23 protein-coding genes are annotated in these 26,641 nt (G+C 63.2%); 4 read left to right on the top strand and 19 right to left on the bottom strand.

Features of this window, described 5'->3' with window-relative positions; translation table 11 throughout:
* Positions 1 to 135 precede the first annotated feature (135 nt).
* From AC07PV_RS16815 to AC07PV_RS16825, 3 genes are all read left to right on the top strand, one after another.
* The gene (locus AC07PV_RS16815; protein WP_494630844.1) at positions 136 to 3,078 is read left to right on the top strand and encodes a ribonucleoside-diphosphate reductase subunit alpha; all 2,943 of its coding nucleotides are present in this window, start codon (positions 136 to 138) and stop codon (positions 3,076 to 3,078) included.
* Between the two features lie 134 nt (positions 3,079 to 3,212).
* Complete coding sequence (locus AC07PV_RS16820) at positions 3,213 to 4,409, top strand: ribonucleotide-diphosphate reductase subunit beta (protein ID WP_218339686.1); 1,197 nt, start codon at positions 3,213 to 3,215, stop codon at positions 4,407 to 4,409.
* 183 nt (positions 4,410 to 4,592) lie between these two features.
* A complete protein-coding gene (locus AC07PV_RS16825) occupies positions 4,593 to 5,102 on the top strand; it encodes a histone (RefSeq protein WP_492255471.1) in 510 nt (169 codons plus the stop codon).
* A 134-nt stretch (positions 5,103 to 5,236) separates the two neighbouring features.
* On the opposite strand, the gene AC07PV_RS16830 is transcribed toward AC07PV_RS16825, so the two are convergent.
* The 7 genes from AC07PV_RS16830 to AC07PV_RS16860 all read right to left on the bottom strand — a co-directional run bounded on the left by AC07PV_RS16830 (position 5,237) and on the right by AC07PV_RS16860 (position 11,796).
* Positions 5,237 to 6,133, bottom strand: a complete 897-nt coding sequence (locus AC07PV_RS16830; RefSeq protein WP_218296058.1) for a carbohydrate kinase family protein — start codon at positions 6,131 to 6,133, stop codon at positions 5,237 to 5,239.
* A gap of 30 nt (positions 6,134 to 6,163) precedes the next feature.
* On the bottom strand, positions 6,164 to 7,603 hold the full coding sequence (locus AC07PV_RS16835) for a zinc-ribbon and DUF3426 domain-containing protein (RefSeq protein WP_494630845.1): 1,440 nt from the start codon (positions 7,601 to 7,603) through the stop codon (positions 6,164 to 6,166).
* Positions 7,604 to 7,658: 55 nt separating this feature from the next.
* A complete protein-coding gene (gene prmA, locus AC07PV_RS16840) occupies positions 7,659 to 8,573 on the bottom strand; it encodes a 50S ribosomal protein L11 methyltransferase (protein ID WP_218296060.1) in 915 nt (304 codons plus the stop codon).
* A 79-nt stretch (positions 8,574 to 8,652) separates the two neighbouring features.
* Positions 8,653 to 10,002 carry an acetyl-CoA carboxylase biotin carboxylase subunit gene (gene accC / locus AC07PV_RS16845; protein ID WP_218296061.1) on the bottom strand — a complete coding sequence of 450 codons (1,350 nt, stop codon included), beginning with the start codon at positions 10,000 to 10,002 and terminating at the stop codon, positions 8,653 to 8,655.
* Positions 10,003 to 10,009: 7 nt separating this feature from the next.
* Positions 10,010 to 10,465: an acetyl-CoA carboxylase biotin carboxyl carrier protein gene (accB, locus tag AC07PV_RS16850; protein WP_218296062.1), complete on the bottom strand. Its 456-nt coding sequence runs from the start codon at positions 10,463 to 10,465 to the stop codon at positions 10,010 to 10,012.
* A 150-nt stretch (positions 10,466 to 10,615) separates the two neighbouring features.
* The gene (locus AC07PV_RS16855; protein ID WP_218339690.1) at positions 10,616 to 11,200 is read right to left on the bottom strand and encodes a TlpA family protein disulfide reductase; all 585 of its coding nucleotides are present in this window, start codon (positions 11,198 to 11,200) and stop codon (positions 10,616 to 10,618) included.
* A complete protein-coding gene (locus tag AC07PV_RS16860; protein WP_218296064.1) occupies positions 11,197 to 11,796 on the bottom strand; it encodes a hypothetical protein in 600 nt (199 codons plus the stop codon). Before AC07PV_RS16860 ends, AC07PV_RS16855 begins: the two co-directional genes overlap by 4 nt.
* A 181-nt stretch (positions 11,797 to 11,977) precedes the next feature.
* Between AC07PV_RS16860 and mpl the strand changes: the two genes are divergently transcribed.
* Positions 11,978 to 13,402 carry a UDP-N-acetylmuramate:L-alanyl-gamma-D-glutamyl-meso-diaminopimelate ligase gene (gene mpl, locus AC07PV_RS16865; RefSeq protein ID WP_218339691.1) on the top strand — a complete coding sequence of 475 codons (1,425 nt, stop codon included), beginning with the start codon at positions 11,978 to 11,980 and terminating at the stop codon, positions 13,400 to 13,402.
* Positions 13,403 to 13,452: 50 nt separating this feature from the next.
* Here mpl and AC07PV_RS16870 read toward each other — a convergent pair whose 3' ends face one another.
* The 12 genes from AC07PV_RS16870 to AC07PV_RS16925 all read right to left on the bottom strand — a co-directional run bounded on the left by AC07PV_RS16870 (position 13,453) and on the right by AC07PV_RS16925 (position 26,609).
* Positions 13,453 to 13,764, bottom strand: a complete 312-nt coding sequence (locus tag AC07PV_RS16870) for a hypothetical protein (protein ID WP_218339692.1) — start codon at positions 13,762 to 13,764, stop codon at positions 13,453 to 13,455.
* 116 nt (positions 13,765 to 13,880) lie between these two features.
* Positions 13,881 to 15,002, bottom strand: coding sequence for a 3-deoxy-7-phosphoheptulonate synthase (locus AC07PV_RS16875; RefSeq protein WP_218339693.1), 1,122 nt, complete (start codon positions 15,000 to 15,002; stop codon positions 13,881 to 13,883).
* 280 nt (positions 15,003 to 15,282) lie between these two features.
* A complete protein-coding gene (locus AC07PV_RS16880; protein ID WP_218296068.1) occupies positions 15,283 to 15,819 on the bottom strand; it encodes a hypothetical protein in 537 nt (178 codons plus the stop codon).
* A gap of 113 nt (positions 15,820 to 15,932) precedes the next feature.
* Complete coding sequence (locus AC07PV_RS16885) at positions 15,933 to 17,081, bottom strand: SGNH/GDSL hydrolase family protein (RefSeq protein WP_494630846.1); 1,149 nt, start codon at positions 17,079 to 17,081, stop codon at positions 15,933 to 15,935.
* A gap of 3 nt (positions 17,082 to 17,084) precedes the next feature.
* The gene (locus AC07PV_RS16890; protein WP_218296070.1) at positions 17,085 to 17,237 is read right to left on the bottom strand and encodes a DUF5989 family protein; all 153 of its coding nucleotides are present in this window, start codon (positions 17,235 to 17,237) and stop codon (positions 17,085 to 17,087) included.
* A complete protein-coding gene (locus AC07PV_RS16895; RefSeq protein ID WP_218339696.1) occupies positions 17,237 to 17,629 on the bottom strand; it encodes an SxtJ family membrane protein in 393 nt (130 codons plus the stop codon). Before AC07PV_RS16895 ends, AC07PV_RS16890 begins: the two co-directional genes overlap by 1 nt.
* A 38-nt stretch (positions 17,630 to 17,667) precedes the next feature.
* Entirely contained in the window at positions 17,668 to 19,497 is a 1,830-nt protein-coding gene (locus tag AC07PV_RS16900) for a carbamoyltransferase family protein (protein ID WP_370627782.1), read from the bottom strand.
* Between the two features lie 78 nt (positions 19,498 to 19,575).
* Positions 19,576 to 20,871, bottom strand: coding sequence for a sialate O-acetylesterase (locus AC07PV_RS16905; RefSeq protein WP_494630848.1), 1,296 nt, complete (start codon positions 20,869 to 20,871; stop codon positions 19,576 to 19,578).
* Between the two features lie 30 nt (positions 20,872 to 20,901).
* A complete protein-coding gene (gene tldD, locus AC07PV_RS16910; RefSeq protein ID WP_218296074.1) occupies positions 20,902 to 22,386 on the bottom strand; it encodes a metalloprotease TldD in 1,485 nt (494 codons plus the stop codon).
* A gap of 83 nt (positions 22,387 to 22,469) precedes the next feature.
* The gene (locus AC07PV_RS16915; RefSeq protein WP_218296075.1) at positions 22,470 to 22,808 is read right to left on the bottom strand and encodes a YegP family protein; all 339 of its coding nucleotides are present in this window, start codon (positions 22,806 to 22,808) and stop codon (positions 22,470 to 22,472) included.
* 144 nt (positions 22,809 to 22,952) lie between these two features.
* Entirely contained in the window at positions 22,953 to 24,125 is a 1,173-nt protein-coding gene (rodA, locus tag AC07PV_RS16920; RefSeq protein WP_218296076.1) for a rod shape-determining protein RodA, read from the bottom strand.
* A 45-nt stretch (positions 24,126 to 24,170) separates the two neighbouring features.
* The gene (locus tag AC07PV_RS16925) at positions 24,171 to 26,609 is read right to left on the bottom strand and encodes a protein kinase domain-containing protein (protein WP_494630850.1); all 2,439 of its coding nucleotides are present in this window, start codon (positions 26,607 to 26,609) and stop codon (positions 24,171 to 24,173) included.
* Between the last annotated feature and the right edge of the window lie 32 nt (positions 26,610 to 26,641).

The following is a 26,641-nucleotide window of genomic DNA, read 5'->3' on the forward strand; positions in this document are numbered from 1 at the left end:
CCGGTAGTGTCTTGAATGCACCTGACACACCATATATAGTGTGCGGCAGACAGAAGTCCGGCCCATCACTCACACCTTGCGACGGCTTCACGCCCCGCGCCACACATCCCAGACAGCCCACAGAAGAGGACACCCATGCAAGCTGCTTTGACTACGCCTTCCACCACCCACGCCAACCCAGCGCAAGCTCCGGCTTCGCAGCCCGCGCCCACCTCGGCGGCCAACTCGCTGGCGCACTACCAGATCATCCGCCGCAACGGGGCGGTGGTGCCGTTTGAGCCGCAAAAGATCGCGGTGGCGATGATGAAGGCCTTCCTGGCGGTGCATGGCACACAAGGCGCCGCGTCCGCCAGCGTGCGCGAAGTCGTGGACACCCTGACCCAGAATGTCACCCGAGCCCTGGTGCGGTCGCGCCCCGGAGGCGGCACCTTTCATATTGAAGATGTGCAGGACCAGGTGGAACTCGGACTGATGCGTGGCGGCCACCATGAGATTGCCCGCGCCTACGTGCTGTACCGCGAACGCCGCACCCAGGAGCGTGCACGCCAGGTCGAGCAGCAGGCTCCGTCCGCCCCCGCTCCGCTGCTCCACGTGCTGGACGGCGGAGAACGCGTTGCGCTCGACCTCCACCGGCTGCAGGCATTGATCGAGTCGGCCTGCGTGAATCTTGGCGCGGACGTCAGCGCAGACCCCATCGTTGCCGAAACCATGCGCAACCTGTACGACGGCGTTCCCATGGACGAGGTCTACAAGGCCTCCATCCTGGCGGCACGCACGCTCATCGAAAAAGACCCCGACTACACCTACGCCACCGCCCGCCTGCTGCTGCACACGATCGTGCGCGAAGTCCTGGGCCGCGAGGTGACCCAGGGCGCGATGGGACAAGCCTATATCGACTACTTCCCCGAATTCATCAAGAAGGGCGTGGAAAACGAGCTGCTGGACGAGCGCCTGCTGCAATATGACCTGCAGCGCCTGGGCGCCGCCCTGCAGGCGGACCGCGACCTGAAGTTCGACTACCTCGGACTGCAGACCCTGTACGACCGTTACTTCCTGCACGTCAAAAAGACGCGCATCGAGTTGCCCCAGGCTTTCTTCATGCGCGTGGCCATGGGCCTGGCCCTCAACGAAGTCGACCGCGAAGCCCGCGCCATCGAGTTCTATGAAGTGCTCTCGTCGTTCGACTTCATGTCCAGCACGCCCACGCTGTTCAACAGCGGCACGCTGCGCTCGCAGCTGTCTTCGTGCTACCTGACCACGGTGCCCGACGACCTGGACGGCATCTACGAGTCGATCAAGGAAAACGCCCTGCTGTCCAAGTTCGCGGGCGGCCTGGGCAACGACTGGACCCGGGTGCGCGCGCTGGGCAGCCACATCAAGGGCACCAACGGCGAATCGCAGGGCGTGGTGCCTTTCCTCAAGGTCGTCAACGACACGGCCGTGGCCGTGAACCAGGGCGGCAAGCGCAAGGGCGCTGTCTGCACCTACCTGGAATCCTGGCACCTCGACATCGAAGAATTCCTGGAGCTGCGCAAGAACACGGGCGACGACCGCCGCCGCACGCACGACATGAACACGGCGAACTGGATTCCCGACCTGTTCATGCGCCGCGTGATGGAAAAGGGCACCTGGACCCTGTTCTCCCCTTCCAACGTGCCCGACCTGCACGACCTCTTCGGCGCCGACTTCGAGAAAGCCTACGTGGCCTACGAGGAAAAGGCCGCGCGCGGCGAGATCAAGCCTTCCAAGACGGTGCAGGCCACCGACATGTGGCGCAAGATGCTGACCATGCTGTTCGAGACCGGCCACCCCTGGATCACGTTCAAGGACGCCTGCAACGTGCGCTCGCCCCAGCAGCACGCCGGCGTGGTGCACTCGTCCAACCTGTGCACCGAGATCACGCTGAACACCAGCGACACCGAGACCGCCGTGTGCAACCTCGGCTCGGTCAACCTGCTGCAGCATCTGAAGGACGGCCAGATCGACCACGACAAGCTCAAGAGGACCATCAAGGTCGCCATGCGCATGCTCGACAACGTGATCGACATCAACTACTACGCCGTCAAGAAGGCGCGCGACTCCAACCTGCGCCATCGCCCGGTGGGCCTGGGGGTGATGGCGTTCCAGGACAGCCTGTATGAGCTGCGCATTCCCTACGCGTCGCAAGAGGCCGTGGAGTTCGCCGACAAGTCGATGGAAGCCATCTGCTACTACGCCTACTGGGCCTCCACCGAACTGGCACGGGAACGCGGCCAGTACTCCAGCTACAAGGGCTCGCTGTGGGACCGCGGCATCCTCCCGTTCGACACGCTGGACATGCTGTCGGATGCCCGGGGCGGGTATGTGGAAGTGGACCGCTCTTCCACCCTGGACTGGGACGCCCTGCGCAAGAAGATCGCACAGGACGGCATGCGCAACTCGAATTGCGTGGCCATCGCGCCCACCGCGACCATCTCCAACATCATCGGCGTGGATGCATCGATCGAGCCCTCGTTCGGCAACCTGTCCGTGAAGTCCAACCTGTCGGGCGAATTCACCGTCATCAACGGCGGCCTGGTGCGCGACCTCAAGCGCCTGGGACTGTGGGATGACGTGATGATCATGGATCTCAAGCATTTCAAGGGTTCCCTGCACCCCATCGATCGCGTGCCGCCAGACATCAAGGCGCTGTATTCGACCGCCTTCGAGGTGGAGCCCCACTGGCTGGTGGAGGCCGCATCGCGCCGCCAGAAATGGATCGACCAGGCGCAGAGCCTGAACATCTACATGGCTGGCGCATCGGGCAAGAAGCTTGACGACACCTACAAGCTGGCCTGGGTGCGCGGTCTGAAGACCACCTACTACCTGCGCACGCAGAGCGCCACGCACGTCGAGATGAGCACCGTGAACACGCGCCAGCTCAACGCGGTTTCGTCCGGCAACGACGGCGGTGCGCCACAGGCCTCCGCGTCCCCGCAGGCCAAGCCCAGCGCGCTGGAAGCCGCCGCGGCAGCGGCCGCCGCGCAGGCCGCCGCGCTGCCCGCCACGGACATCAAGTTCTGCGCAATCGACGATCCAACCTGCGAAGCCTGCCAATAAGGACTTCGCGCGCAACGCCTCGACACATCCGAGGCGTTGCGCATGTGCTGTGAAGCAACAAATCGTTGCCACACAACGCTTCAGTGCTTTTCTTTTCGCAGCACTGCTTTCATAATCCGAACACTGGAAAATCTATGTTGACCTGGGACGAAGAAGTCAAGCCCTCATCGCAAAATCAACTGGACGGCGGTCTGCAAAACAACCGCCCGGCGGGGCAACCGCCTCTGTCTTTTCAGTCCCCCTCGCTGCAACCCGTTGCTGCGGCCGCAACGGCCGCGGCCGGCCCGCAAGTGGCGGAGTCCACTGCAGTGCATCGGCGCGTCAATGCCGCCGACAAGCGCATCATCAACGGCCAGACCGACGTCAACCAGCTGGTCCCGTTCAAGTACAAGTGGGCTTGGGAAAAGTACCTCGCCACCTGCGCCAACCACTGGATGCCGCAGGAAGTGAACATGACGCGCGACATCGCATTGTGGAAGGACCCGAACGGCCTGACCGATGACGAGCGCCGCATCATCAAGCGCAATCTCGGCTTCTTCGTGACCGCCGACTCGCTGGCCGCCAACAACATCGTGCTGGGCACCTACCGCCACATCACGGCGCCCGAGTGCCGCCAGTTCCTGCTGCGCCAGGCCTTTGAAGAAGCCATCCACACGCACGCCTACCAGTACATCGTGGAGTCGCTCGGACTGGACGAGTCCGAGATCTTCAACGCCTACAACGAAGTCCAGTCGATCCGTGACAAGGACCAGTTCCTGATCCCTTTCATCGAAGCGATCATGGACCCCAACTTCCACACCGGCACCCCCGAAAACGACCAGACGCTGCTCAAGTCGCTGATCGTTTTCGCCTGCCTGATGGAAGGCCTGTTCTTCTATGTCGGCTTCACGCAGATCCTGGCACTGGGCCGGCAAAACAAGATGACTGGCGCTGCCGAGCAATACCAGTACATCCTGCGCGACGAGTCGATGCACTGCAACTTCGGCATCGACCTGATCAACCAGCTCAAGCTCGAGAACCCGCACCTCTGGACCGCCGAATTCAAGGCCGAGATCAAGGCGCTGTTCCTCAAGGCGGTCGAGCTGGAATACCGCTACGCCGAAGACACCATGCCCCGCGGCGTGCTGGGCATGAACGCGTCCATGTTCAAGGGCTACCTGCGCTACATCGCCAATCGCCGTGCCACGCAGATCGGACTGGAAACGCTGTTCCCCAACGAAGAGAACCCGTTCCCGTGGATGAGCGAGATGATTGACCTCAAGAAGGAACGCAACTTCTTCGAGACCCGGGTTATTGAATACCAGTCCGGTGGTGCGCTGTCCTGGGACTAGCGCCTTTCGCATCACACCACCATGGATTTTTACACCACGCCCCACACAGACAGCGCCGCAGAGCGTTGCCGTGCGGGGCGTTCCCGTGTTCATGGCGATGGGGGTTTTCTCCATCGCCATGGATCGCTTCGTGTCCACTGCAGACACGAAGTGCTCTTTGCAAATTGACCCAAGGAGAACATGATGGCAACTGCGAAAAAAACGGCCGCCAAGAAGGCAGCCCCAGCGAAAAAGGCCGCATCGGCAAAGCCCGTAGCGGCAAAGAAGGCTGCACCGGCCAAGAAGGCCGCTCCCGCCAAGAAGGCAGTAGCAGCGAAGAAGGCTGCACCTGCCAAGAAGGCAGCAGCGCCAGCCAAGAAGGCCGCTCCCGCCAAGAAGGCAGTAGCAGCGAAGAAGGCTGCGCCCGCCAAGAAGGCAGCAGCACCAGCCAAGAAGGCCGCTCCCGCCAAGAAGGCAGTAGCAGCGAAGAAGGCTGCGCCTGCCAAGAAGGCAGCAGCACCAGCCAAGAAGGCCGCTCCCGCCAAGAAGGCAGCAGCAGCAAAGAAGGCTGCACCCGCCAAGGCCGCCCCCGCGAAGAAAGCTGCACCGGCCAAGAAGGCCCCCAAGGCGCCTGCCCCTGCGGCCGCTCCTGCAGCACAGACTACCCTGAACCCTCAGGCAGCCTGGCCCTTCCCTACGGGCAACAAGCCGTAATCAGCACGTATTACGCGCTCAACCCGGTGCCGTTGCACCGGGTTTTTTTATGCCTGCCGAGACACGCGCTTCGGGCAAAGCGGCACCTCGAACCGAAGCCGCCCCCACCCGCCTGCCCCGCAGGCACCGCCCCCTCACGCGGGGGTGAAATCCAGCGTGTAGTTCTGCGGGCCGCGCTGCGCAATCTTGAGGGCCCCGACCCGGTTGCCCAATTCGGCGCAGCGGGCCAACGGCCAGCCCTTTTCCAGGCCGAACAACAGTGCGCCACGCCAGGCATCGCCACAACCCGTGGGCTCGACCACGGCGGCCGGCTTCGCGGCCGGCACATGCTCGCGCTCGCCGTCAATCCAGACTTCGCAGCCTTCCGCAGCCAGGGTCACGACCAGCCCGCGCACGCGCCGGGAGATGTCGGCCAGGCTCCAGCCCGTGCGCTGCGAGAGCATTTTCCCTTCGTAGTCGTTGACCACCACCCAGCTGGCAAGATCCACGAAATGCGCAAGCTCCTTGCCGTCGAACATGGGCAGGCCCTGGCCAGGATCGAACACAAAGGGAATATCCGCCGCCTTGAATTGCTCTGCATGCTGCAGCATCGCCTCACGCCCGTCGGGTGCGACGATGCCAAGGCGGATGTCTCCGCGCGCGGCAACGCGCGTGATGTGCGCCTGCTGCATCGCCCCGGGATGGAAAGCCGTGATCTGGTTGTTGTCACGGTCGTTCATGATCATGGCCTGGGCCGTGAAGCTGTCGTCCACTTGCCGCACAAATTCGGTGCTGATGCCCAGCGTTCGCAGCCGCTGCAAGTAGTCCGCGCCGTCGCTTCCCAATGTCGCCATGGGCAATGGTTCCCCGCCCAGCAGCTTGAGGCTGTACGCGATGTTGCCCGCGCACCCCCCGAAATCACGGCGCAACGAAGGCACCAGGAAAGAGACATTCAGGATGTGCAGCTGGTCCGGCAGTATCTGCTCGGCGAAGCGGCCCTCGAAGGTCATGATGGTGTCGAATGCCAGGGAACCGCAAATAAGGGCAGCCATATCAGAAAAGTAGGTTGGTAGAAATCAGTATCAGGGATAGAACGCCAGCAGCCGATAGCCGGCCACACGCGCCCCGCCAGTGGTCACGATCACCGACACCGAGGCGCTCCATTCACCGCGCGCCGGCAGCTCCATCGGAGCCCCCAGATCGGCCGGCAGCAGGACACGCCGGAGAACGGGCTGGTCCTGCGCGTCCGTCAGGGTCAGCTCCACGGCGGGCATGGCCAGGGGTATCGAGGCCTTGCTCTTCATGGCCAGGGCCAGCTGATAGCTGTCACCCCGGGCCTTGTTGAAGGAGGAGCTGTCGATGACCACATCCGCAATCTGGCGTTGCGGCGCAATCTGGCATTGCAACGGAACGCACAACGCCATCAACCATGGCCTTGTGCGCGGATCCATCGCCGCCACGCGGTCACGCTCCTGAATGGCGACCTGCAGCGCGAGCGCCGCGACCGACAACAACAGCACGAGGGCAAGCCCCACGCGCACCATCGGCTTGCGCCAGAACGCCTTTCGCCGCGCCGCGACGACAAAGCTGACCTCCTGCCCGGCATCCACTCCCTCGTCTTCGTCGTCATCCAGGTCTGGCGCGTCCCGGGGCGAATTGCGCGAGGGCGCCAGCAAGACGGCTGCGGGAGAACGGTCCTCCACGAGCGCCAAGGCCTCCGGCCCGGGCACCACGGACTCCCGCACAAACTCCACTGGCGGCAGGGGCCCTGCGGCGCCCTCCGGCGCGGCGGGTGCCACCTCGACGCCACCGTCCTCCTCCGGCGCGGAGGCGGCCGCCGGTTTCACAGGCAACTCGAGCGCTGGATAGCCCATGTCGGTCAGGGCCGCTGGCGAAACCGGTTCAGGCTCCTCCTCGGGGTCTCGCAACGCGGCGTACGGCAATTCATACCCGCCCGGCACGGACTCAACGGCCACATCCGGCCGTGCGGCGGGCAAGGGATCCGAGACCACGGCGGCGGGAGGCGGCACCGGAGCCGGTGCCGCGCCATCGGGACTGCCAGGCGACGAAGAATCTTCCGGACGCCACGCAAATCGCGTCAGGCGCTCCATGCGGGCGTCCTCGCCGTCAGCCACCTCCCCGCTTGCCGCGGCAAGAAAGGCAGGCACCGCCGGCTGAGGGACATCCAGGACAGGGGTCGCGGGCAATTGCGGAAGCGCGGCCTGCGCGGGCCCGCTTGCCGGCGACACCGCCGGAGACGGTGAAGCAGTCGGTGGAGAGAAAGGCTCGCCCCATGCGCGCTCGGCATCCGCCCTGCGCGCCACGGGCACCGGCGGCGGACGCACGTCGGTCAAGGACACATCCGGCAAAAGCGCGGGAGGGGCCGCTGGCAGCAGATGCGCCGACGCATCGAAAACCTCTTTGCATTGGCCGCAGCGCACCCATCCTTCGGAGATGCGCAATTGGTCTGCCACCACCTTGAAGGAGGTAAGACAGGACGGGCAGCGAGTGATCTGGCTCATCAGCGATGGATTGTAGATAGCGGCGCACGCAACCCCGCCGGGCGTGTGGCTCTGCCTACGCCGCCTCGTCGCGCCGTGCGGTCATCAGGATCCAGCCGTCCTCCAGGTCAGCCACCTCGAGCCGAATCCAGGGTGCATAGGCTTCTTTCAGCTCATCGGCCTGGCGCTCCAGGATGCCCGCCAGCACCAGGTGCCCGCCCGGCATCACATGCCCGCACAGGAGGGGCGCGAGCACCCGCAAGGGGGTGGCAAGTATGTTCGCCAGCACGGTCTGGTATGCGCCCCGGGCCTTGTCGGGCAGGCCGGCATGCAGCTGCACCTCATTGGCTTGCGCGTTCAGCGCCGTGGATTCCACGGCGGCAGGATCGATATCCACCGCATCAATGTCCGTGGCGCCAAACTTCGCCGCGCCAATCGCCAGGATGCCGGAGCCGCAGCCATAGTCCAGAACCCGGCCCAGCGGATTGCCCATGGACGACTCGGTGGCACCGTTGCGGGCAATCCAGCGCAGGCACATGCGTGTCGTGGGATGGGTGCCGGTGCCGAAGGCCAGGCCCGGGTCCAGCCGGATGCTGCGCTTCGCCTGCGCCGGCAGTTCATGCCAGGTGGGAACGATCCAGAAGTCCGGGGTGATGTCCACGGGTGCGAACTGCGATTGCGTCAGGCGCACCCAGTCCTGGTCGGCCACCTGGGACACACCCAGGACCTGGCAGCCGGCAAAGAAGTCCTGCACGGCCAGCAGCTGCTGCGCATCGCGCGCAGCCCCTTCGGAGGGGAAGAGCGCCGTCACCCGGCTGCGCTGCCAGCCATCCTTGGGCGGCGGCATGCCAGGCTCGCCGAACAGGGCCTGTTCGGCATCGGTCTGCGCATCGGCATCCTCCACCGACACGCTCAGTGCATCCAGTGCATCCAGGGCATCGCTGACCGCTTCGATCCGGTCCTCGGGGCACATCAGGCTCAGCTCAAACATAGGCGCCTCTCAGAAAAAATGAAATGCTGGCACCCGTCGCCAGGAGCCAGCATGCGAATGACCGTGCGCAGCCGCAATCTCAGCGCTTGTGCTGCGACAGCCACTCTTCCAGATAGTGGATGTTGGTGCCGCCGGCCATGAACTTGGCGTCCACCATCAGCTCGCGGTGCAGCGGCACGTTGGTGTTGATGCCTTCGATCACGGTCTCGTTCAGCGCCGTGCGCATGCGGGCCAGGGCCTGCTCGCGCGTGTCGCCGTGCACGATGATCTTGCCGATCATCGAGTCGTAGTTGGGCGGCACGAAGTAGTTGGTGTACGCATGTGAATCCACGCGCACGCCGGGGCCGCCCGGTGGGTGCCAGGTGGTGATGCGCCCGGGCGAGGGGATGAACTTGTAGGGGTCTTCCGCATTGATCCGGCACTCGATGGCATGGCCCCGGATCTCGATCTGGCGCTGGGTGAACGGCAGCTTCTCGCCCGCGGCGACCATGATCTGCGTCTTCACGATGTCCACGCCGGTGATCCACTCGGTCACGGGGTGCTCGACCTGCACGCGCGTGTTCATCTCGATGAAGTAGAACTCGCCGTTCTCGTACAGGAACTCGAACGTGCCCGCGCCGCGGTAGCCGATCTTCTTGCAGGCCGCCACGCAGCGCTCGCCGATCTTTTCGATCAGCTTGCGGGGGATGCCGGGTGCCGGCGCCTCTTCGATGACCTTCTGGTGGCGGCGCTGCATGGAGCAGTCCCGCTCGCCCAGGTAGACCGCGTTGCGGTGCTTGTCGGCCAGGATCTGGATCTCGATGTGGCGCGGGTTCTGGAGGAACTTCTCCATGTACACCGCAGGATTGCCGAAGGCGGCGCCCGCTTCGGCCTTGGTCATCTGCACGGCATTGACCAGGGCGGCTTCGGTGTGCACCACGCGCATGCCGCGGCCACCGCCGCCGCCGGCGGCCTTGATGATCACGGGGTAGCCCACGGCCTTGGCAATGCGGCGGATCTGCACCGGGTCATCGGGCAGCTCGCCCTCGGAGCCGGGCACGCAGGGCACGCCCGCGCGGATCATGGCCTGCTTGGCCGAGACCTTGTCGCCCATGATGCGGATGGACTCGGGCGTGGGGCCGATGAACTGGAACCCGCTCTTTTCCACGCGCTCGGCGAAGTCCGCGTTCTCGGACAGGAAGCCGTAGCCGGGGTGGATGGCTTCGGCGTCGGTCACTTCGGCGGCCGAGATGATGGCCGGCATGTTGAGGTAGGACAGCGGGGACGGGGCGGGGCCGATGCACACCGCTTCTTCCGCCAGCTTGACGTACTTGGCGTCGCGGTCGGCCTCGGAGTAGACCATCACCGCCTTCACGCCCAGCTCATGGCAGGCGCGCTGGATGCGCAGCGCGATTTCGCCGCGATTGGCAACAAGAATCTTCTTGAACATGAGCGCCTTATTCGATCACGAACAGCGGCTGTCCGTATTCCACGGCCTGGCCGTTTTCGCCCAGGATGCGGGTGACCGTGCCCGACTTGTCGGCCTCGATCTCGTTGAGGATCTTCATCGCCTCGATGATGCAGATGGTCTCGCCTTCCTTGACCTGGCTGCCCACTTCGACAAAAGCCTTCGCGCCGGGGCTGGAGGAGCGGTAGAACGTACCGACCATGGGCGACTTGACGATGTGGCCCGCAGGGGCTGCGGGTGCGGAAGGCGCAGGCAGCTCGGCCACCTGCGCGGCGGCGGGTGCGGGGGCGGCAGGCGCCTGCACCGGGGCGGGCACATACTGCTGAACCACGCCCCCCACGCTCTTGACGATGCGGACTTTGCCCTCGGCCTCCGTGATTTCGAGTTCGGATACGTTCGACTCGGACACGAGATCGATGAGGGTTTTGAGTTTTCGCAGATCCATGGGAGCTCCAACGGCTATAAAACTGAATAGGGCGCGAATTTACTCCAATTTCGGCCTATCACCGTCTTCCACGGGTATTTTTCATGAACTACATCATGCCAATAACCGCCGGATATCCCAGCGGAACCGCCAGACGGCCGGTGCGAGGGGTCAGCGCAAGGCAGCCCAGCGCTGCAGGTCCTGCGGGGTGATCTGCCCCATTTTACGGTGCAGGACACGGCCGCTGCCGCCCAGGACCACGGTGAACGGCAAGCCTCCCGTGAGATTGCCCAGCGATCTGCCCAGGTCCGTGCCGCCCAGGCCGGCCAGCCCCACAGGGAATTCCAGCGGGATGCGCTGCAGGAATTTGCGCACGGCGGACGGCTGGTCGATGGCCAATCCAAGAACTTGCCATCCGTTCGCTCCATGTTCGCGGTAGAAGGCATTGAGCATGGGAAGCTCCTCCACGCAAGGCGGGCACCACGTCGCCCAGAAGTTCAGCAACAAGGGTTTGCCGGCCAGCGACTTGAGCGCCACCGAGCCGCCTTCCGGTTTTTCGAATTCCATGGTCCAGAGCGCTTGCTCGGCCCCCTGCTCCATCGCGTGGGGCTGGAATTTCCACCAGGCCAGGCCCGCGCCGCCCAGCGCGGCGGCGCCCGCCACGCCCGCATAGAGCAGGCGCCTGCGCGAGGCTGCGGGCGCAATGCCAGGGACGGGGGCCGCAGAGGCGGGGTGATCGGAAGATGGTGTCGTCATGGGGCTGGGGTTTCCTGGAGCAGGCGCCGTACGGCGGTCATGTCGCCCCGCGGCACACGCCCCTTCGCGTCCGGGCGCAAGGCGCCGCGCAGGTCGTCAAGGTCATAGATCAGCAGGTGCACCCCGATCATCTCATTGAGTTCGGGGGATTTGCTGCCCAGGCTCAATGCTTCGACCGACTCGCCATGGAAACCGGTCACCGTGCGCGGTTCATAGTCGACGTGGTGGTCGATCAGGGCTATTTCTGCCGATTTCGGGTCATCGCAGAACAATTGCAGATAAATATCGGACAACCGCGTGGCCGTTCCATGCCAGACCGCGCCCGCCAGGTGGGGGCGGAAGGCCGCCATGCGCTCCATCCACACCAGGGCGAGCTGGCGCAGCGCCCGCAACTCGCGCGGCTGGGTGTCGGCACAGAAAAGCTGGATGTACTCCCGCACCGCGGCCTCGACCTGGTCGTTGTCTGGCAGGGGGGTGCGGGCGGGCAGCCCCATCTGGCGCAGTGCCCGGCGCTTGGCCGGGCCCCATTCAAGCCCTTCCTCCACCACCAGCCGGGCCGTGGTGTGGGCGATTTCGTCGCTCAAAGGTGTGTGCATGGCAGTGGGAAGGCAGCAAGGAACGAAACCGCATTGTGGCCCGAACCGCCCACCAGGACTACGGGTTGACCCTAGTCTCCACTCCGGCCACACCCGCATCTACTATATTTTTCATAGCTTCTTGCGCTTGCCAGCCAAGCGCTGGAGCCCCGTTTTCTGTTGAACCTTAGAATCTGCGCCCATGCATATACACATACTGGGCATTTGCGGCACGTTCATGGGAGGCCTCGCCGCACTCGCACGCGAGGCGGGCCACAAGGTGACGGGCTGCGATGCGGGGGTCTATCCGCCGATGAGCGACCAGCTCCGCGCGCTGGGCATCGACCTGATCGAAGGGTTCGGCGCCGACCAGCTTGCCCTGCAGCCCGATGTGTTTGTGGTCGGCAACGTGGTCAGCCGGGTTCGGCAGCCCGATGGATCGCCAAAGTTTCCCCTGATGGAAGCGATCCTGGACGCCGGCCTGCCCTACACCAGCGGCCCCCAGTGGCTGGCCGAACAGGTGCTGCAAGGCCGCCACGTGCTCGCGGTCGCGGGCACCCATGGCAAGACGACGACAACCTCGATGCTGGCCTGGATCCTGGAAAGCGCGGGCCAGCAGCCGGGCTTTCTGATTGGCGGCGTACCCCTCAATTTCGGGTTGTCGGCCCGGCTGGGCGCACCCCGGCGCCCGGTGCCCGCGCCCTCGCCACTCGGTGCGGCGCCGCTGTTCGTGATCGAGGCGGACGAATACGACACCGCGTTCTTCGACAAGCGCAGCAAATTCGTGCACTACCGGCCCCGCACCGCCGTGCTGAACAACCTGGAGTTCGACCACGCGGACATCTTTGACGACCTGGGAGCCATCGAGCGGCAGTTCCACCACCTCGTGCGCACCGTGCCCCCGTCGGGCCGGGTGGTCGTCAACGGCCTCGAGGAAAGCCTCGCCCGCGTGCTGCACACGGGTTGCTGGAGCGAGGTGGCCAGCTTTGGGGAGGCCGTCAGCGACTTTTCGGCCGAGGGCGATCCCCAGGCGTTTGATGTGCTGCACCAGGGGCGCAAGGTGGCCCGGGTGGAGTGGGCGCTGACCGGCGTGCACAACCAGCTCAACGCGCTGGCGGCCATTGCCGCCGCGCACCATGTGGGCGTCAGCCCCCAGCAGGCGGCCACGGCACTGGCGGCCTTCCAGAATGTGAAGCGGCGCATGGAGCTGCGCGGGACCGTGCACGGGATTGCCGTGTATGACGACTTCGCGCACCACCCCACCGCCCTGAGAACCACCCTGGACGGCCTGCGCCGCAGCCTGGGCCAAGGCGTGCGCATCCTCGCGGTGTTCGAGCCCCGCAGCAACACCATGAAGCTGGGCGCGATGAAGGCGCAGTTGCCGTGGGCGCTGGAACCCGCCGATCTCGCGTTCTGCCACACGGCCGGGCTGGACTGGGATGCAGCCGAAGCCCTCGCCCCCCTGGGCGTGGGCCCCGGCCTGCGGGCACAGACTGCCGGCGACATCGCCACCCTGGTGCAGCAAGTCACCGCGGCAGCCCGCCCGGGTGACCACATCGTGTGCATGAGCAACGGCGGATTTGGCGGAATCCATGCGAAGCTGCTGGATTCGCTACAAAATAAATAGCTGCCTGCGCTTGTATGACAAGCGCTAGGACCCTGTTTTATTCAAAAGGGTCAGAACGACACGGCCATGCCCGGCACGTCCACGCGCACCACCGGCTTGGCCAGGGCGGCGCTGGCGGCCCGCGCAAAGTCGCGGGACCATGCCGGATCGGTCAGGAGCGAGGCCCCTGCCGCGCGTGCGACGGTAAGCACCTTGTCGGCCAGCAGCACCTTGCCGCTGGCGCGCAGGGGTTCGCAATCGAGCGCGGTGAACTGGTCGTCGAGCCAGCGCCTTCCGGCCTCATGGCCCATGGGCTCGGCGCCCTCCAGATCGAAACGGAATTCCTGGTTTCCGGCCAGATGGACCGACACTTCGCTGTGCATGATGGTTTGCCTTTCTTCTGAAGCCGTGGTGCTTCCCGTGCGTCATCGCACGGGCCGCCACAGGCTTGCAGTTTAGGGCCTCCCGCCTGCGGCGCGGACCATCGGCCCGTCCGCTGTCAACGCGCGCGGCGCGCCTTGACCGCGTCGGACAGCTCGGAGAGCGACACCAGCGAGTCATCCCACCCCAGGCAGGCGTCCGTGATGCTCTTGCCGTACTCCAGCGCGCCGGGCTGGTCCTTGCCGGGCGAGAACTTCTGGGCACCGGCGATGAGATGGCTTTCGATCATGAGACCGAACACGCTGCGCGATCCGCCGGCGAGCTGCGCCGCGATGTCGCGTGCCACGTCCAGCTGCTTTTCATGCTGCTTGCTGCTGTTGGCATGGCTGCAGTCCACCATCAGCGTGGCGGGCAGCTTGGCGGCCTCGAGGTCCTTGCAGGCAGCGGCCACGCTGGCGGCGTCATAGTTGGGAGCCTTGCCGCCCCGCAGGATCACATGGCAGTCCTTGTTGCCCTTGGTGTTGACGATGGCCACCTGGCCGTTCTTGTGCACCGACAGGAAGTGGTGGCCCCGGCTGGCCGACTGGATGGCATCGGTGGCGATGCGGATGTTGCCGTCCGTGCCGTTCTTGAAGCCAATGGGCGCCGAGATGCCGGACGCCAGTTCGCGGTGCACCTGGCTCTCGGTGGTGCGGGCACCGATCGCGCCCCAGCTGATGAGATCGCCGATGTACTGGGGCGAGATCACGTCCAGGAACTCGCTGCCCGCCGGCATGCCCAGTCGGTTGATGTCGATCAGCAACTGCCGCGCGATGCGCAGCCCTTCGTCGATGCGGTAGGTCTCGTCCAGGTAGGGATCGTTGATGAGGCCCTTCCACCCCACCGTGGTGCGCGGCTTCTCGAAGTACACGCGCATCACGATTTCCAGGGTGTCGGCGTACTGCGCGCGCACGGCCATCAGGCGGCGTGCATATTCCAGGGCAGCGGCCGGATCGTGGATGGAACACGGCCCGATGACGACCAGCAGGCGGTCGTCCTTGCCCGCCATGATGTTGTGGATGTTCTTGCGGGTCTGGGTGATCAGCGTCTCGACCGGCGTGCCGCGGATCGGGAAAAAGCGGATCAGGTGCTCTGGAGGAGGCAACACGGTGATGTCCTTGATACGTTCGTCGTCGGTCTGGCTGGTTTTCTCGACGCTGCGGTACCAGGCATCGCTGGTGGGGGTGGTAGGGGCCGTCATGGTTGCTTCCTCGTGGAGTCAGTTGAAGTGGATGGAAAAACGGAAGGGCGGAAAAACAAAAACCGCCGGGCTTTGCAGCGTCGGCGGTTGGTATGGGAAGGTTGTGTCAGCTTGCGCGTTTTCCTCTCATCCGCCGGGGACCGAGATAAAAAACCAAAAATAAAACGCGCTGCGAACTTGCATGGCGACCAATGTAGCACAGGAGTGCGGCAGTGCAGCAAGTTTGAAATGTTGTGAATTCACTACAAGCCAGCAGCATGGCCGCGGCCAAGCTTCCGGTTTACCGTCCCCAGCCGCGAAGCCATTCGCGTGCGCGCTGCAAGGCGGACGGCTTGCGCCGTGGCGCGTCTGGCAGATCACTGAGGGGATCGCTTTGGTGTTCATACATATCGATGAGCAAAAGCGCCTCGCCCAGCGTGCGCCAGGCCAGGAGTTCGAAGTGATCGAAGCTAGCGCCTTCTTTGGCACTGCGTCGCTCCAACATCTGCTGCCAGGCTGCAATGGCGTTCCGCAATTCCCGCAACGCACGCTGATAGGCGCCAAACTCATACAGTGCGTGCCAGGCAGATCCCAGGCCGGTAAGAAGCAATTGGTGTTCGCGCAGCGCCCGAACCAGCGTGGCCACACACGAAAGAATCACCTGGGGGTCAGCGCCCCCCCGCCGGGCCCTGACGGCCTCGTCAATGAGTTGCGACATCAGCCCGAGACTTTCGCGCAGCTCCCGCGACTCCTCGTCAGCCACCCCCTCCCGCAAGAAGCGGCTGAGGTCACCGAACGACTGGCCCGAATACTGCGAGCCAAAACGCGTGGAAGTCATGGCCGTATTGTGCGCGAGCCGGGTCGTTTGATTGAATCTCGCAAGAAGCCCACCACTCTGGCCTCAGAACAAACAGACCTGCCCCATGCCGCGAAAACGCGATCCGGCAGAGGCTATGGCGCCCGCCGCATCGCACTCAACTTTTTGGACACTTCAGAAAAAATAGCTTTGGCGATCACGGCATTGCCCTTGTCTCCAAAATGAAACTGATCCAGGAACATATCATCCTTCGCCGAGTACCGGTCGAAGATGCCGGACAAATCCACAAAAGTGAAATTATCCAATTTCAGGTTCGAGAGATTTGAAGACATGGCCTTATAGCAGTCAATGTAATAATCTTTCGAAGCCGAAATGAAGTCTCTTTCACGCTGGGTCAGATCCTTCTTCGTCACGGAAAGAGTGGGCTGCAGGAAAAATATCCAATCCACTTTACCTTCCTGCAGTGCATACGCACCCAAGCGTGCATTCTTTTCAATCCGGCGGGCTACGATTTGCGGCGACACCGGCTGAGCGGCCGGACGCGCATTGACCAACTCGGGCAACTCCTGCCTTCCAGCCACCTTCAGGGCAATGTTCACCAGAGACCGGTAGTAGTCATCGGCGAATGCGCTGAACCACAACACATTTCGCCCCGCATCAGCCCAGAAAACATCGTTATTTCCCGAGAGGGAGATGACCAGATCTGGTTGAAGCTCGGAAAGATAGTTCTCAATGGCAATGCGCTCATGGGTAGAAGACCATGCGGGGTTCGCGAACGTGAAAACCTCGAAGCGGGCCTTGTCCTTCTCCGTTGCATTCGCATTGAGAAGATCACCAAGAATACTGCCAATAGTGTGTTCCTGGCTCGGAGAACCAGAACCAAAAGCGGTTGACCCCCCCGTCAGGAAAATGCGATAGGACCCATTGGGCTTCGGATTCACCAGCTCCTGCTGGCTCCGCATCTGCCAGGAGTTGATATGGGCATTGTGGTGCTGCCCCGGTGCCGGGGCCGTCCCTACAAAAGGCGTGGGCTGATTAGGAACCGACCAGCTGATCTTGCCGGTATCGACAGACGGGTCGCTATAGGCATTGCGATAGTTGTTGCGTTGCTCGTCTGTCAGCTTGGTGGCAGACAACACGCCCGCCAAGGTTTCACCTTGTTCCACCCAGCGAATGGTACGCTCGAATTTTCCCGCCGCGACATACCCTCCTGCCCAGTATCCGACAGCCACCAGCGAACACAGCAAGAATGAAGGAAGGAAGAAATATAGAAATTTCTTCATCATTCAAAATAAAGTATAAATAAACGGAGCTATTACCGAGCCTTGACCGAACACGAGCAGAGCCCCCAGCAGCAACAGGACCGCCAGCACGGGAATCAACACATACCTCTTGTGCTCGCGGAAAAATAAAATAAGCTCCTTGATAAGTTCCAGCATTAGAATTGGCGCTCCATGTGTTCAGGTTTTCGGGGCATCTTGTTAATTCGATATGTCTGCAAATCGCCATTCCACTTCTTCTGCAGCGTATCCTTGCCAAGGATACGCATCAGAAAACCTAGCGGAGAAAATACCAAAATATAAACAATGCCCAGGATGATTCGGGTGTTGATCCAGCCCAGCACTTCGCCGACGCGCATCCAGTATTTATAAACCAGGCTCAACGCAACAGGAAAAAAAGTAGCTACCAGGAAAAATATGCCCGCAACGATCCAGGGCCAGTGGGGCCATCTGGCCGACCACAACCAGGGAAGCAGCAAGCCGAAAATCAGGGCAACGAAGCCCCCCATGACATAGCCGAATTTGCGCAGCTCCTGCTTGCGCTCATTCATGCTTTTTTCCAGAGCTGGTTTCATCATATGAAGAATACTCAATCCAGGGCGAGCGCACCCTTGCGCTGACCTACCAACGCATTGTTCTGCGCATCCTTGGACAGCAGTACATTGCCCAATACGAGATAATCCATGTCCGTTCCCATAAAACAGCGATAGGCGTCCTCCGGCGTGCACACGATGGGCTCGCCCCGGACGTTGAAAGAGGTATTCACCAGAACCGAGCACCCCGTCTGTCGCTCAAAAGCGCTCAGAAGCTGGTAAAACTCGGGGTTGCTCGTCCTGCTCACCGTCTGGACCCGCGCGGAATAATCCACATGGGTTACCGCAGGAATATCCGAACGTACCTGATGCAGCTGCGCCAGGCCTTGCAGGGACTGATCGGGTTTCCGTTGAATATCTTCATTCACCTGTGCAACAAGCAACATGTAGGGGCTGGGTCGGTCAAGATCAAAATATTTTTCTACATTTTCCTCTTTGACGGCAGGTGCAAACGGGCGAAATGATTCGCGGAATTTTATCTTCAGATTCAGTTGCGATTGCATCGCCGTCGAACGGGGGTCCGCCAATATGGATCTGGCGCCCAGCGCCCTTGGTCCAAATTCCATCCTGTTCTGGAACCAACCCACCACCTTTTCATCTGCGAGCAAGCCTGCAACCGTCTCGTACAGGCCCGTCTGATCCAAGACCGTGTAGCTTGCCCCCAGAGCATCCAGTTTTTCAACAATATCCAGCTGCGCGAACTTGGGCCCCAATAGAGACCCCTGCATCTGATCCACTCCGTTGAAATACTTCCGTTCTTCTTTTCTGAATTTGTGGAAGGCGGCATAAGCGGCACCCAGCGCTCCGCCGGCATCCCCTGCGGCTGGCTGAATCCAAATGTCCTTGAAAATACCTTCCCGCAGCAACCGCCCATTCGCAACACAGTTCAGCGCCACGCCCCCCGCCATGCACAAGTACTCCGCGCCGGTTTCTTTCTGCAGCTGCCTCGCCAACTTCAGTACAACCTCTTCCGTCACCACCTGTATGGACGCAGCTATATCCATGTCGCGCTGGGTCGGGGCTGTTTCGGCACCACGGGGCGGGCCACCAAACAAATCGGAGAATTTCCGATTGGTCATCTGCAGGCCCGTGCAGTAATCAAAATACTCCAGATTCAGGCGGAATGACCCATCTTCCTTGACATCGATCAGGTTATCAAAAATCAGATCGACATACGTTGGCTTGCCGTATGGCGCCAAACCCATCAGCTTGTATTCTCCAGAATTCACCTTGAACCCAAGGTAATAGGTGAACGCAGAATACAGCAATCCCAGGGAATGCGGGAAATTGATCTGCCACAAGGGAGTCAATTCTGGACCATCCCCCAGCCAGGCGGACGTCGTTGCCCACTCACCGACCCCATCCAGGCACAATACCGCAGCCTTCTTGTACGGGCTCGGATAAAACGCAGAAGCCGCATGCGATTCATGATGCTCTGCAAACAGGATCGGCGGCAGGTCGGATTCCTTGCACGACAGCAGGCCGGCAAGCTCCCTCTTGAGAGTTTTCTTTAAATACAGCTTTTCTTTCAACCATATCGGCACCGCAGTGACAAATGATTGAAATCCACGGGGTGCATAGCTTAGATACGTATCCAGCAAGCGCTCGAATTTTAAAATAGGCTTATCGTAGAATACGATGGAATCCAGATCATGCGAGCGCACCCCTGCTTCTTGCAGGCAATATTCAATAGCATGCCTGGGAAACTGCGCATCATGCTTTTGCCGCGTGAACCGTTCTTCTTGCGCCGCAGCAATTATCCGACCAGACTGCAACAGCGCGGCGGCACTATCATGGTAGTATGATGATATACCCAATATATTCACAACGTACAAGCCTTTATATCAAAATACCAGAACAAGTGCCGCAAACATAAATAGTGTGCGCATTTTACACATGGCCTTTCAATACACTGGGGCGCATGCGTAGCCTCGGCATGCCCCGCCATATCCGTATGTCCAGGGGAAGTACTTCTGAAGCTGCCGGTCGATCAAATCACCAGGCTTGCAGCAAGGCACTCTCTCGAGCGCTTCCGTGATGGGAGTCGAGTTCTGCCGTTTGGATTTCACTTTTTTCCACACCACACTCTGAAGGTTTCCTATCGCAGCCCTGCCCACAAGCGCCTGATACGCTCTTGCACCCAGGTGAAATTGACCATATTCATTGAAGTGGACCCCTCCGGCCACAAGATGCTCCGCGAAATCGTCCGTGTCCACAATGCCCACTTGCGGCAAGCTCCGCGCCACATCCATCTGAGCGGATCTCACGTATTTTCTATATGTCCAGGCAGGATTGTCTTGGATTCTACCAATAATCACAGGAAATTCCATTTCATCGGAACATCCCATATCACTCACATCCCGCCTTATTCTTGTAATAAAGTTTTTTAGATTATTTTTATAATTTTTCGCCCATACCTCATTTAAAGCATCAGTTTCGCCTTGCATGAAAAAGAGCCCTCCCACCCTGAGCCGCACATTTGCCCGTTTGGAATTATAAGCATCTGCAATCACTGCCAGCAATTCATGATACAAGCGACCTCCGGGCATCCAGCTATCAGCAGATGCAGTGTAGTTCAACGATGTATTTGAAATCGCCAATTTGGCAATATAATGATCGCGTGGCGGCTTGTTGTTTAAGAAATGAGCAAGATACAATTCCGGGCCAAAAAAGTCCGTGGATTTTGTACCAAATGGGAATAATTGAGAATTGCCAGCCAGATTTTTATACCCAAAGCCTGGGCCTGCGACTCTCCATCTGGCAAAGTAACTCCAATTGATCGCCCGGGATCGCGCAGCGTCGTCATTCCCTGCCGCCCCAGGAGGCGCACCATAAATTCCATAAATACTTACATTGGAATAAGTAGTATTCTCTTGGGCATACCTTTCCCCCCTGGAATCAATGTCCTTGACAGATGCCAATCCAACAGCATTCGACTGTCCAGCAACGACATATAGCTGCCTGGGTGGCGCGGACGGATTGGCAGTCTGCGTCATGCATGTTTGAGCATGCGCAGACATAGCGGGAAGGAGCAGCCCAAAAAGGCAAGCCAGGCGCCTCAGGAAATCAGCAGCCTTGCTACTATTCGCCCCCCCGGGTTTCATGCCTTCTTTTAAAAATGCAGCGCGGCCGGATGCCGATATTGACCGATCAGGCAAGGCTACTCCAACCGCAAGCAAACCACTAAATTGCGCATGCATGAGCCGTGGCTACCAGGAATACTGCGGATGTCAGGCCGTGCCGCCCACCGTCAGCCCCTCGATGCGCAAGGTAGGCTGGCCCACGCCCACGGGTACGCTCTGGCCCTCCTTGCCGCAGGTGCCCACGCCGCTGTCCAGGCGCATGTCGTTGCCGATCATGGTCACCTTCTTGAGCGACTCGGGGCCGCTGCCGATGATGGTGGCGCCCTTCACGGGGTAGAGGATCTTGCCGTTCTCGACCCAGTAGGCCTCGCTGGCGGAGAACACGAACTTGCCCGAAGTGATGTCCACCTGGCCGCCGCCGAAGTTGCTCGCGAACAGGCCTTTCTTGATGCTGGCCACGATCTCCTGGGGATCCTTGTCGCCGCCCAGCATGTAGGTGTTGGTCATGCGCGGCATGGGGATGTGGGCGTAGCTCTCGCGACGGCCGTTGCCGGTGGGCGCCACGCCCATCAGGCGTGCGTTGAGGGAATCCTGGATGTAGCCCTTGAGGATGCCGTCCTCGATGAGCACGTTGCGCTGGCTGGCGTGGCCTTCGTCGTCCACGTTGAGCGAGCCGCGGCGGTCGGCGATGGTGCCGTCGTCCAGCACCGTGACGCCCTTGGCCGCCACACGCTGGCCGATCCGCCCGCTGAATGCGCTGGAGCCCTTGCGGTTGAAGTCGCCTTCCAGCCCATGGCCGATGGCCTCGTGCAGCAGGATGCCGGGCCAGCCAGGGCCCAGCACCACGGTCATCTCGCCAGCAGGCGCGGGGCGGGACTCCAGGTTCACCAGCGCGGCATGGACCGCTTCGTCCACGTAGCGGCCCATCTGCTCGTCGTCGAAGTAGGCCAGGCCGAAGCGGCCACCGCCGCCAGCGGACCCCATCTCGCGGCGGCCGTTCTGCTCGGCGATCACCGTCACCGACAGGCGCACCAGGGGGCGCACATCGGCCGCCAGCGTACCGTCGGCCCGGGCCACCAGCACCACGTCGTATTCGCTGGCCAGGCCCGCCATCACCTGCGCCACGCGCGGGTCCTTCGCGCGCGCGCGCTGTTCCAGCTTCTCGAGCAGCGCCACCTTGGCGGTGCTGTCCAGGGAGGCGATCGGGTCCACGCCGGGGTACAGGCTGCGGCCAGCAGCTATCTTTTTAGTAGCTACCCGCGCTTTCCCCGCCTGCGCTGCAGACGAAATGGATCGCACCGTGCGGGCCGCATCCATCAAGGAAGCCTGCGAGATGTCGTCCGAGTAGGCAAACGCCGTCTTTTCCCCGCTGACCGCCCGCACCCCCACCCCCTGGTCGATGCTGAAGGAGCCCGTCTTGACGATGCCCTCTTCCAGGCTCCAGCCCTCGCTGCGCGTGTACTGGAAGTACAGGTCCGCATCGTCCACCTGGTGGGTGCGGATCTCGGCCAATGCCCGTGCGAGATGGCTCTCATCGAGCCCGAAGGGGGTCAGCAGCAGTTCGCGAGCGACGTCGATGCGCTGGCTGGTGGCCGCGCGCTGGGGCGCGGCAGTGGTGGAGCGGGAAGTCATCGGGGCATTTTAGGCGCGCGGCCATGCCCGGCAGGACACGAGGCGGTATGTCCCTATGCCGCATCACGCGGCCGCCCCGATGCTCAGGCTGCCGTCTGATCGTCCAGGCCGGCCTGCGGGGCGTGCGCCTGCACGGATTCGATGCCCGCATCCCGCGCCTTGGCGCCGGAGTACATCTGGCTTTGCCCGATGACCTGGCCATTGCCCGCCTTGAGCGTGAAGTAAGGGGAGCCATCCTTGGCGCTCAGGCGTCCGAACCGGCCGCCCTCCGGCGCGTTCTTGCGCACGGCCTCGATCCCGCCCAGCGCGCTGGCCCGGGATTCGTACAGCTCGCTGGTCAGGATCACCTGGCCGTTGGTGGCCAGCAGGTTGAAGACAAATTTATCGTTCTTCGACTTCTTCAGCTCGAACTTCGCCGCCATGGGGAATCCCTTCGGTTGCTCTGAGGCCAAGGCACAGTTGGCCTGCCGGTTTGTACCCTCTTGCGGCGGCCCACGCAACGCCCGGGCAGAGACCCTGGGCCTTGCCAAGATTCATCCGGGGCCACGCCGCCCCGGCGCGGTGCGCTACAGCGCGGGACGCGCGTCCTTGGGTTCCTGCTTCTGGGCGCGGGCGACCGACATCAGGATGCCCAGTGCCAGGCCCAGCGTGACCATGGCGGTGCCGCCATAGCTGATGAAGGGCAGTGGCACGCCCACCACGGGCAGTATTCCGCTGACCATGCCCATGTTCACGAAGGCGTAGGTGAAGAAGATCATGGAGACCGCCCCGGCCATGAGGCGCCCGAACAGGCTCGTGGCCCCTGCGGCGATGGACAGCCCGCGCCAGACCAGCATCAGGAAGCAGACCAGCAGGAAAAGGTTGCCCGCCAGGCCGAATTCCTCGGAAAACGCGGCAAAGATGAAGTCGGTGGTGCGCTCCGGGATGAACTCCAGGTGCGTCTGCGTGCCCGCCATGAAGCCCTTGCCCCACATGCCCCCGGAGCCGATGGCGATCATGCCCTGGATGATGTGGAATCCCTTGCCCAGCGGATCGCGCGTCGGGTCCAGCAGGGTGCAGATGCGCTGCTGCTGGTAGTCATGCAGCACCGACCAGCGCACGCCGTCCGCGCACAGCTGGTCGCCCAGGAGCACCAGCGCCAGCACGCCAATGCCTCCCAGCAGCACCGGCGGAAGCACCAGTTTCCAGGACAGGCCCGCAAAGAAGATCACCGACAGCCCCGCCGCCAGCACCAGCAGCGAGGTGCCCAGGTCGGGCTGCTTCATGATCAGCCCCACCGGCAGGGCCAGCAGCAGCCCCGCGGCGGCAAAGTCGAGCGGGCGCAGGGTCCCTTCCCGCTTCTGGAACCACCACGCGAGCATCAGCGGCATGGCAATTTTCAGGATTTCGCTGGGCTGGATGACGATACCGACGTTGACCCAGCGCTGCGCGCCTTTTTTGGTGATGCCGAACAGCGCCACCGCCACGAGCAGCGCCACGCCCGCCGCATACAGCGGCACGGCGAACACCATGATCTTCTGCGGCGGCACCTGGGCCACCATGAACAGGATCGCCCCCGCGATGAGCATGTTGCGCCCATGGTCCATGAAGCGCGTGCCGTGGTCGTAGCCCGACGAATACATGGCCAGCAGCCCGGCGCATGCCAGCAGCACCACCACCAGGAGCAGCGGCAGGTCGAACCCGCGAAACAGGGGAAGAAAACGCTGGGCGAGCGTGGGTTTCTCAAAAACAACGGCCATCGCGGGATTATCGTGGCCCCGGGGCCCGCCCGCACCAGGCGGCGTTCACCCCGCCTGGCGAAAGGCCATCACCGCCTGGTTGCGCAGGGTGCGCAGCAGCCCGAGGGCCTTGTCGTCCACGACGATGCCCCCGGCCATGGACTGGTCTGCGTAGATGAGCGCGAAGGTCTGGCCCTTGATCTGCAGCGGAAGCAGCAGGAACGAGGGTGCGTTGAGCCCCGTGCGGTACCACTCGGGCAGGCGGGACTGCATCCTGGGCTCGGTCGCGTCGTTGATGAGCGTGTCGGCGCCGCGCAGGCAGACGGCGGCGAACAGGTCTCCCTGGGCCTTGAGCGGCACTTTCATGGCGCGCACGGCGGCCTCGCTGCCTTCGCCCAGGCCGAAGCGGCCGGTCAGCAGGTCGGTGCGCGCCTCGCGCAGGCAAAACACCATGCGCCGGAACCCCAGCGCGCGAAACATGGTCTCCAGGATCATGCGCAGCACGTCGTTGAGCTGAAAGCTCTCGACCATGGCGTTGGTGACATCCTGGATGCCCGCGGCCAGCACCTCGTTGACCTGCGCCACCGACACCGCGCCGCCGGCCTGGGACTCGAGCACCGCGGGCAGCGGCTGGGTTTCGCTGGCCCGCAGCTCGTGCGAGCCCAGGGGGTCGTCCTGCGGCATGGCGGCACCCGTCGGGGGCGGCAGCTTCAGCAGCCGCGCGGCGGGCGTGCCCGGGTCCACGCGCAGGTCCAGCGCCTCGGCCAGCGCCACCAGCTTGTGGCGGGCACGCAGGGTGGCATCGGAGATCGCGTCGGCGGACAACGCCAGCGTGCGCGAATAGCGCGTGCCGATCTGGCCAAGGCGCCCTTCCAGCGCGGCCGGCTCGCTCAGCAGCAGCGTGCTGGCCACCTCGTTGGCCGCCATGGCCACCCACCGCAGGCGCTCCACCCCCTGCTCCGGGGCGCGCTGCATCGGCGAGCCCAGGGGCTTTCGCATGCAACGCTGCAGGCTCTCGGGCAGCCCCCAGACGCGGGCCACGCCCACACCCAGGTCCTCGAACCCCAGGCCCAGCACCTGCAGCGCGGCGGCTTCTTCGCCGCCTTCCACGCGGCCCGACGCCAGCAGGCTGCGCACCTGCCGCGCCTCTTCCGGAAAATAGAACTCGCACAGCATGCGCCCCAGGTTCTGGAACATGGCCCCGATGAAAGCCTCCTCGGCCGTCTGGGCCGATGCGCACAGTTCGGCCGCCACCGAGCCGGCCATCATGGCGCGCAGGAACTCCTCGCGCATCTGGCTCGCATGGGCCTTGTCCTGCATGTGGTCCAGCAGCACCAGGCTGAGCGCCATGTTGCGCACGGCGTTGAAACCCACCAGGCTCACCGCGCGCGACACGGTGCTGATCGTGCCGCGCCCCGCATGGGCGTAGTGCACGCTGTTGACCAGGCGCAGCAGCTTGTTGGTGAGCGCCACATCCTTCAGGATCTCGTGCGTGAGGTCGCTGATGCTGTCGTCCTCGGAGTTGGCGACGCGCTGGATGCGCGCCACCGAATCGGAGAGCGCCGGGAAATCGCTCTTGTGGCGCATGCGCCGCAGCAGGAAGTCGAGCGTGGCGTTGCTGGCCGCCGTGGGCGCGCTCGCGGGCGCGGCCCAGGCGCGCAGGGCATCGCGAAACTCCGCCGCCGAGGCGTAGCGCCCGCCCGGCTCGCGGGCCAGGGCGCGCTGCAGGATGGCCCGCAGCCCGTCGTCCACGCCCGGGCCCAGGTCCTGCGGCAGCTGCAGGGCTTCATTGGCGATGTGGTACAGCGCCTGCCAGGTGTCCTTCTGGTGGACCAGCGGATGGCCGGTGAGCATCTCCACCAGCACCAGCGCCGCGGAATACACATCCATGGCGGGCGCGGGCGCCGCGCCCGCCGCGGCCTCGGGCGCCAGGTAGGCCGGGGTGCCGCTGGCCATCTGGGCATCCGGCGCGGCCTGCATGGGCGCCGCCATGCCGAAGTCCATGACCCGGGCGTGGCGCTGGGCGTCGATCATGATGTTGGACGGCTTGAGGTCGCGGTGCACGATGCCCGCCTGGTGCGCGGCCTGCAGGCCGTCGAGCACGTCCACCATCAGGGCCACGGCATCGTGGGGCGTGCAGCGCCCCTGCTGCGCCAGGTGTTCGGCCAGTGTCCTGCCCGGCACGTACTCGAAGACGATGTAGGGCTGGCGGCCCTGCACGTCCGCCTCGAACACCGGCACGATGAAGGGGTGCGCGAGGCGCCCCACGTGCCGGGCCTCGCGCAGCCAGTGTTCGAGCACCGACGGGTCCTGGTCCTGCACGGGGCGCATGAGCTTGATGGCCACCTCGCGCTGCAGGCGCGGGTCCAGCGCCAGCCACACCGTGGCCTGGGCGCCCCGGCCCAGAAGCCTTTTCAGCTCGAACCGCCCCAATGAAGCGGGCGGCTTCTCGGCGGATCCCAGGGCCCAGCGTTTGGCGGTGGAAAGCGGGGCAAAATCAGTCATGGTGGGGATCAAGGCTGCGGGCTCCACCGTGT

The organism is Acidovorax sp. GW821-FHT09A11 (assembly GCF_059418365.1).